General features: G+C 74.4%; 6 protein-coding genes and 1 pseudogene. 6 read left to right on the top strand and 1 reads right to left on the bottom strand.

Going from position 1 to position 7,623, the window contains the following annotated elements:
- From ACNAW0_RS29290 to ACNAW0_RS29310, 5 genes and pseudogenes are all read left to right on the top strand, one after another.
- Positions 1–219, top strand: a pseudogene (locus ACNAW0_RS29290) (hypothetical protein); the annotation flags it as partial.
- Positions 216–866, top strand: a complete 651-nt coding sequence (locus ACNAW0_RS29295; RefSeq protein WP_416291274.1) for a response regulator — start codon at positions 216–218, stop codon at positions 864–866. The pseudogene ACNAW0_RS29290 and the gene ACNAW0_RS29295, both read left to right, overlap by 4 nt.
- A gap of 97 nt (positions 867–963) precedes the next feature.
- A complete protein-coding gene (locus tag ACNAW0_RS29300) occupies positions 964–2,505 on the top strand; it encodes a magnesium chelatase (RefSeq protein ID WP_416291275.1) in 1,542 nt (513 codons plus the stop codon).
- 2 nt (positions 2,506–2,507) lie between these two features.
- A complete protein-coding gene (locus ACNAW0_RS29305; RefSeq protein WP_416291276.1) occupies positions 2,508–4,460 on the top strand; it encodes a VWA domain-containing protein in 1,953 nt (650 codons plus the stop codon).
- Between the two features lie 156 nt (positions 4,461–4,616).
- Positions 4,617–5,093 carry a hypothetical protein gene (locus ACNAW0_RS29310; RefSeq protein ID WP_416291279.1) on the top strand — a complete coding sequence of 159 codons (477 nt, stop codon included), beginning with the start codon at positions 4,617–4,619 and terminating at the stop codon, positions 5,091–5,093.
- A gap of 148 nt (positions 5,094–5,241) precedes the next feature.
- On the opposite strand, the gene ACNAW0_RS29315 is transcribed toward ACNAW0_RS29310, so the two are convergent.
- The gene (locus ACNAW0_RS29315; protein WP_416291277.1) at positions 5,242–6,216 is read right to left on the bottom strand and encodes a GlxA family transcriptional regulator; all 975 of its coding nucleotides are present in this window, start codon (positions 6,214–6,216) and stop codon (positions 5,242–5,244) included.
- A gap of 70 nt (positions 6,217–6,286) precedes the next feature.
- Between ACNAW0_RS29315 and ACNAW0_RS29320 the strand changes: the two genes are divergently transcribed.
- Entirely contained in the window at positions 6,287–7,579 is a 1,293-nt protein-coding gene (locus ACNAW0_RS29320; protein ID WP_416291278.1) for an MFS transporter, read from the top strand.
- Positions 7,580–7,623 lie beyond the last annotated feature (44 nt).

Below are 7,623 nucleotides of genomic sequence, written 5' to 3' on the forward strand. Positions count from 1 at the left end.
GGCGTGGCGTCAGACGCGCCGAGCTGGAGTTGTCGGTGGTTGGAGATCGAGCTGGTCAATGGCCTGCGCGGCGCGACCGGGCCGGGGCGCGGCGGGCGCGGGCTGGACGGTATGCGGGAGCGCGTGCTGCTGCTCGGCGGGCGGCTCACCGCCGGCCCGGAGGGTGAGCGGTGGCGGGTCCGGGCGTCCCTGCCGGTGCCGAGGGGAGAGTCCGGATGAGTATCGACGTGGTGATCGTCGACGACGACGAGCTGATCCGGTGGGGGCTGCGGGCGATCATCGACGCGCAGCCGGACCTGCGGGTGGTCGGCGAGGCCGCGGACGGGGCGGAGGTGCCGCCGCTGGTGGCGAAGCTGCGCCCCCGGGTGGTGCTGATGGACGTCCGGATGCCCGCCATCGACGGCATCCAGGCCACCCGGCGGCTGCTCGCCGCCTCCGCCGACCCGCCCCGGGTCCTGGTGATCACCACGTTCGCCAATGACGAGTACGTCTACGAGGCGCTGCGCGCCGGGGCGAGCGGCTTCCTGCTGAAGCGGGCCCGCCCGAGCGAGGTGGTGGAGGCGATCCGGGTGGTGGCGACGGGCGAGTCACTGCTCTTCCCGGCGGCGATCCGGCAGCTCGTCGGGGCGTACGGGGGGCGGGGCGGGGACGGGCTGTGCTCGGCGCGGCTCACCGAGCGGGAGGCCGAGGTGCTGCGGCTGATGGCCACCGGCCTGTCCAACACCGAGATCGCCGAGCGGCTGGGGGTCGGGGCGGAGACGGTTAAGACGCATGTCGGGAACGTGCTGGCCAAGCTGGGCGTACGGGACCGGACCCAGGCGGTGATCGCCGCGTACGAGTCCGGCTTCGTGGTGCCGAGCGGCTGAGGTTTTCTCGGCGGGGGGAGCGGGCGACCGGGTGTCGGATCATGGGCACCGTCGAAGGCCGGGCGATTTGTCGCCCGACCGAGATAGCGTGTGTTGGGTGACTGCGCCCAACCAGGTTTCCCCGGTTCCGCCCGTCGACCTGCCCGGCACACTCGGCGCGCTGCGGGCGTCCGGCCACCGCTACCGCGCGGTCAAGCAGGAGCTCCGCGACAACCTCCTCGCCCGGATGCGTTCGGGCGAGGAGCGCTTTCCGGGCATCGTGGGCTACCAGGACACGGTGCTGCCCGAGGTCGAGCGGGCCCTGCTCGCCGGCCATGACATGGTGCTGCTCGGCGAGCGGGGTCAGGGCAAGACCCGGCTGATCCGGTCGCTCGGCGCGCTGCTCGACGAGTGGACCCCGGTCATTCCCGGCTCGGTGCTCAACGAGCACCCGCTGCACCCGCTCACCCCCGCCTCCCGTGCCCTGGTCGCGGAGCGCGGCGACGAGCTGCCGATCGGCTGGCTGCACCGCTCGATGCGGTACGGCGAGAAGCTGGCCACCCCGGACACCAGCGTGGGTGACCTGATCGGTGACGTCGACCCGATCCGGCTCGCCCAGGGGCGTACCCTCGGCGACCCGGCGACCATCCACTTCGGGCTGGTGCCGCGTACCAACCGGGGCATCTTCGCCGTCAACGAGCTGCCCGACCTGGCCGAACGGATCCAGGTGGCGCTGCTGAACGTGCTGGAGGAGCGGGACATCCAGGTCCGCGGCTACCAGCTTCGGCTGCCGTTGGACCTGCTGCTGGTGGCCAGCGCCAACCCGGAGGACTACACCAACCGGGGCCGGATCATCAGTCCGCTGAAGGACCGGTTCGGCGCGGAGATCCGTACCCACTATCCGGTCGACCTGGAGCTGGAGCTGGAGCTGATCCGGCAGGAGGCCGACCTGGTCGCCGCCGTGCCGGAGCACGTGCTGGAGGTCCTCGCGCGGTTCGCCCGCGCGGTCCGGGAGTCCCCGTCGGTGGACCCGCGCTCCGGCGTTTCGGCCCGGTTCGCCATCGCCGCCGCGGAGACCGTCGCGGCGGCCGCGCTGCGCCGCTCCGGCCTGCTCGCCGCCGGATCCGCCGCCGCGTCCACTGCCGCGTCCGCCGGCGGCTCCGCTGCGGATGAGGTGTTAGCAGGGGGCCCCTGTACAACCGCAGGCGTTAACAGGGGGCCCCTCCTTTCACCCGAGGCGGCGGTGGCGCGGGTGGGGGACGCGGTGTCGGTGACGAGCACGCTGCGGGGGAAGGTCGAGTTCGAGAGCGGCGAGGAGGGGCGGGAGATCGAGGTCCTGGCCCACCTGCTGCGGACCGCCACCGCGGAGACGTTCCGGGCCCGGCTGGCCGGGCTGGACCTGTCCGGGTTCACCGCGCTGGTCGCCGAGGGCGACGTGATCGAGACCGGCGAGCTGGTCTCCTCCGCCGAGCTGCTGCGGCAGGCCGGCACCGTGCCCGGGCTGGCCAAGGTGCTCGACCGGCTCGGCCTGGGCGACGCGCCCGGCCCGGAGGAGGCCGCCGCCGGCATCGAGTTCGTGCTGGAGGGGCTGCACCTGACCCGCCGGCTGGGCAAGGACGTCACCGACTCCGGGCGCACCGTCTACGGCGGCCGGGGCTGACCGTGGCCGGCAACCGGTTCCGGTACGGGCAGTGGCGTGGCGGGCCCGACCCGCTCGCCCCGCCGTACGACGTGCGGGCCGGGGTGGACGCGGTCGGCGCGGAGGTCCTCGCGGGCGGCAGCCTGCGGGAGGCGCTGCGTGCCCTGCTGCGGCGGGGCCCGCAGGGACGGGGCGGCCTGGACGAGCTGGCCGCCCGGGCCCGCCGGCTGCGCCGGGAGGCGCTGCGTCGCGGCGACCTGGACGGCGCGGTGACCCGGGCGCGGGCGCTGCTCGACCAGGCCCTGGCAGCCGAGCGGGAGGAGCTGCGCGGCCGGGACGGCGACGACGCCCGCTTCGCCGAGGCGGTGCTGGACAACCTGCCCCGCTCGACCGCCCGCGCGGTGGAGGAACTGTCCGGCTACGACTGGGCCAGTGACCAGGCCCGGGCCACGTACCAGCGGATCCTGGACGGGCTGCGCGGCGAGGTGCTGGAGCAGCGCTTCGCCGGGCTGCGGGACGCGGCGCGGGCCGCCGCGGACCCGATCGCCCAGCGGCGGCTCGCCGAGATGATGCGCGACCTCAACGACCTGCTGGGCCGGCACGCCCGGTCCGAGGACACCACCGACGCGTTCGCCGAGTTCATGCGCCGGCACGGCGAGTTCTTCCCGGAGCGGCCGAAGGACGTCGACGAGTTGGTTGACGTGCTGGCCCGGCGGGCGGCGGCCGGGGAGCGGCTGATGCGGTCGCTGTCGGACCGGCAGCGCGAGGAGCTGGCCGGGCTGATGCGCCAGTCGCTCGGCGAGCGGCTGGCCGGGGAGCTGACGCAGGTCGACGCCCAGCTGCGGGCGCTGCGCCCCGACCTGAACTGGCAGCGCGGTGAGCGGATGCGGGGCGAACGGCCGCTGGGCTACGGCGAGGCGACCGGGGCGCTCGGCGAGCTCGCCGAGCTGGACGAGCTGCTCGACCAGCTCGACCAGGATCAGCCGGGCGCCACCCTGGACGACGTCGACGTGGACGCGGTGGCCCGGACGCTGGGCCGGGACGCCGCCGCCGACGTACGCCGGCTGCAGGAGTTGGAGCGGGAGCTGCGCCGGCAGGGCTGGGTGACCCGAGACGCCGAGGGGCTGACGTTGAGCCCGAAGGCGCTGCGCCGGCTGGCCGGCACCGCCCTGCGGCGGGTCTTCGCCGATCTGACGGCCGGCCCGCGCGGCCAGCACGACCTGCGCTCGGCGGGCGCGGCTGGCGAGGTCAGCGGCGCCTCCCGGCCGTGGGAGTACGGCGACGAGCAGCCCCTCGACGTGGTACGCACCCTCACCCGTGCGGTACGCCGGGCCGGTCCGGGTGTGCCGGTGCAGCTCGCGGTCGAGGACTTCGAGGTAATGGAGACCGAGAAGCGGGCGTCGGCGGCAGTGGCGCTCTGCGTCGACCTGTCGTACTCGATGATCTCCCAGGGGCGTTGGGGGCCGATGAAGCAGACGGCGTTGGCGCTGTCGCATCTGGTGGCGACCCGGTTCCCGCAGGACGCGCTGCAGATCGTCGGGTTCGGCCGGGAGGCGATGCCGCTGACCCAGCAGGAGCTGGCGGCGGTGGAGCCGGACCTGCGGCAGGGCACCAACCTGCAGCACGCGCTGCGGCTGGCCGGGCGGCACCTGCGCCGGCACCCGGGCGCCGAGCCGGTGGTGCTGGTGGTGACCGACGGCGAGCCCACCGCCCACCTGGACCCGGAGGACGGCGAGGCGTACTTCCACTGGCCGCCGCTGCCGGAGACGATCGAGGCGACTGTCCGCGAGGTGGACAGGCTGGCTCGGTACGGGGCCATGCTGAACCTGTTCATGCTCGGCGACGACCCCGGTCTCCGCCGCTTCGTCGACGCCGTGGCCCGCCGCTCCCGGGGCCGCGTCCTCACCCCCGACCTCGACGACCTGGGCGAGTACGTCGTCTCCGACTACCTCCGCTCCCGCCACGGCCGTCGCTGACCGGCCCCAGAGCGCCGGCCGGCTGCCGGGGTGCCTTCGCTCTGCGCTGTCGACCTGACGTCGTGAACGATTCACGGGTCCTCATCCGGGTGAATCGGGTGCCATAACTCCATGATCGACGCCTGCGGGCGGGGTTGGATGCGGGGCATGGACGGGGTGGACACCGGGGGGCTGCGGCGGGCGTATGAGGCGGTGCTCGCGGAGGTGGACGCGGGCGGGTTCGGCCCGCCCGCGGACGGCGAGCTGAGCGCCGAGCAGATCGTCGCGCACCTGGCGGCCAACGACGAGCTGCTGAGCGAGGCGACGGAGGCGGTGCTGGCCGGCTCGCCGTTTGCGTACTACGACCTGGAGACCATCCACCGGCCGCAGCTCGACGCGCTGGTCTCCGAGTGCGGTGGGCTGGACGGGCTGGCCGAGCTGCTGCGCGACACCAGCCAGAAGTTGTGCGTGCTCGCCGACCGGCTCGGCCCGGCCGCGGAGACTCCCGTGGATACGGTGCTGCGGGAGGGCTTCGACCTGGACGTGGACGAGTCCCTGCCCTGGGGCCGCGCCCTCGACCTGCACACCCGCGTCCACCTGCCCATGCATCTGGCCCAGCTGCGCGCCCTACGCACCCACCTCCACCCCGCCTGACACCCGACCTGCCCACCACGGCGATCTTGCGCTTACTGCCCCCGTGAAACAGTGCAAATGGGAAAAAAAGGGGACCCAAAGTGCAAGATCGCGGAGTGGAAGGGGGAGGGGGAGGGGGGAGGGGGGAGGGGTAGGGGTGGGACGGGGGTCAGGGAGTGCGGCGGAAGGTGCGGCGGTAGGCGGTCGGGGCGACGCCGACGCGGTGGTGGAAGTGCTGGCGCAGGGCGGCGGCGGTGCCGAAGCCGGCGTGCCGGGCGACCTGGTCGACGGTCAGCTCCGTGGTTTCCAGCAGCAGCCGCGCGTGGTCGGTGCGCTGCTGCAGCAGCCACTGCGCCGGGCTGAGCCCGGTCTCGGAGCGGAAGTGCCGGGTGAAGGTGCGTACGCTCATCCGGGCGTGCGTGGCCAGGTCGCGCAGGGCGACCGGTTCGTGCAGCCGTTGCCGGGCCCATTCGCGGGTGGCCGCGGTGCTGGCGTCCGCGGCGCGGGGGATCGGGCGTTCGATGTACTGGGCCTGGCCGCCGTCCCGCCACGGTGGCACGACGCAGCGCCGGGCGGACCAGTTGGCGACCGCGCTGCCGTGATCGGTGCGGATGACGTGGAGGCAGAGGTCGAGACCGGCGGCCACCCCGGCCGAGGTGAGCACCCCGTCGGAGTCGAGGAACAGCACGTCCGGGTCGAGGTCCACGCCCGGGTAGAGCTGGCGGAACCGGTTCGCGTACGCCCAGTGGGTGGTGGCCCGGCGGCCGTCGAGCAGGCCGGCGGCGGCCAGCACGAAGGCGCCGGTGCAGATCGACATGATCCGCGCGCCCCGGTCGTGGGCCGCCCGCAGCGCCGCCGTGACGTCGGGGTCCACCGCCCCGTCGACCAGCGGAGTGCCCTCGTGGATGCCGGGGACGATCACCGTGTCGGCGGTTCGGGTCAGCTCCAGGCCGTGCTCGGGCAACACCTGGAAGCCGGCGGTGCTGCGCACCGGCCGCCCGCCCGGGGTGCAGACCTCGACGGTGTACAGCGGCGTGCGGTCCTCGGTGCGGGCGGTGCCGAAGACCTGGGACGGGGTGCCGAGGTCGAGGCCGACGACGCTGTCGAGGGCGAGGACCGCGATCCGGTGCGGGACGACAGCCATGGCCTGATTATTGCGCATGATGGCTTTCGGGCCACTCGTCGCGTCGCCCGCCGCCCCCGAGACTCGGTGCGTGACCCGACACCGTCTCCATCCGGCCTGGCTCGTGGCCGCCGTCGCCTTCGTCGCGCTGGTTGGCGCCGCCGGCTTCCGCGCCACGCCCAGCGTGCTGCTGCACCCGTTGCACGCCGAGTTCCGCTGGCCCCTCGCGACCATCTCCGCCGCCGTCTCGGTCAACCTGATGCTCTACGGGCTGACCGCCCCGTTCGCCGCTGCGCTGATGGACCGGTTCGGCATCCGCCGGGTGGTGGCCGCCGCGCTGGTGCTGGTGGCCCTCGGCAGCGGGCTGACCGTCGGGATGACCGCGAGCTGGCAGCTGATCCTCTGCTGGGGTGTGCTGGTCGGGCTGGGCACCGGCTCGATGGCCCTGGCGTTCGTGGCGACGGTGACCGGGCGCTGGTTCGTCCGCCGGCGGGGCCTGGTCACCGGCGTGCTGACCGCGGGCGGGGCGGCCGGGCAGCTGGTCTTCCTTCCGCTGCTCGCCGTGCTGGTGCGCGACCATGGCTGGCGGGTGGCGGCGCTGGTCGTCGCCGGGGCCGCGCTGGCGGTCGTACCCGTGGTGCTCTGGCTGCTGCGCGAGCATCCGGCGGATCTCGGCCTGCCCGCCTACGGCGCGGCCGAGGTGGTGCCCCCGCCCCCGCCGACCGGTGGGGCGGCGGCCCGGGCGGTCGGCGCGCTCACCGCCGCCGCGCGGACCCGGCCGTTCTGGCTGCTCGCCGGCGGCTTCGCGATCTGCGGTGCGACCACGAACGGGCTGGTCGGCACCCACTTCGTGCCGGCCGCGCACGACCACGGCATGCCGGAGACCACCGCCGCGGGCCTGCTCGCCCTGGTCGGCATCTTCGACATCGTCGGTACGGTGGCCTCCGGCTGGCTCACCGACCGGGTGGACAGCCGGCTGCTGCTCGGCGCCTACTACGCACTGCGCGGCGCGTCGCTGCTGGTGCTGCCCAGCCTCTTCGCCGGCACCGCCCAGCCCAGCATGCTGGTCTTCGTCGTCTTCTACGGCCTGGACTGGGTGGCCACCGTGCCGCCGACCGTGGCGCTGTGCCGGGAGCACTTCGGCGCGTCCGGGGCGGTGGTCTTCGGCTGGGTGTTCGCCGCCCACCAGGTGGGCGCGGCGATGGCGGCGACCGGCGCCGGGCTGGTCCGCGACCAGCTCGGCGACTACGCCCTGGCCTGGTACGTGGCGGGTGCGTTGTCGATCGGCGCGGCCGGGCTCTCCCTGCTGCTGCGCCGCCCGGGCGGCGAGGCGCCGGTCGTGCTGGCCGTCACGGTCGACCGGCGGGCCTGGAGGAGCGACTAGTGATCGTTTTTCTGGCCAGAATCGTCTATTGTCGACCGTCGTGT

This window comes from Micromonospora sp. SL1-18, from assembly GCF_047921505.1.
GTDB lineage: Bacteria > Actinomycetota > Actinomycetes > Mycobacteriales > Micromonosporaceae > Micromonospora.

Coding starts and splice junctions, on each gene's coding strand:
- ACNAW0_RS29295 (WP_416291274.1), top strand. CDS start 216: ATGAGTATCGACGTGGTGATCGTCGACGACGACGAGCTGATCCGGTGG.
- ACNAW0_RS29315 (WP_416291277.1), bottom strand. CDS start 6,216: ATGGCTGTCGTCCCGCACCGGATCGCGGTCCTCGCCCTCGACAGCGTC.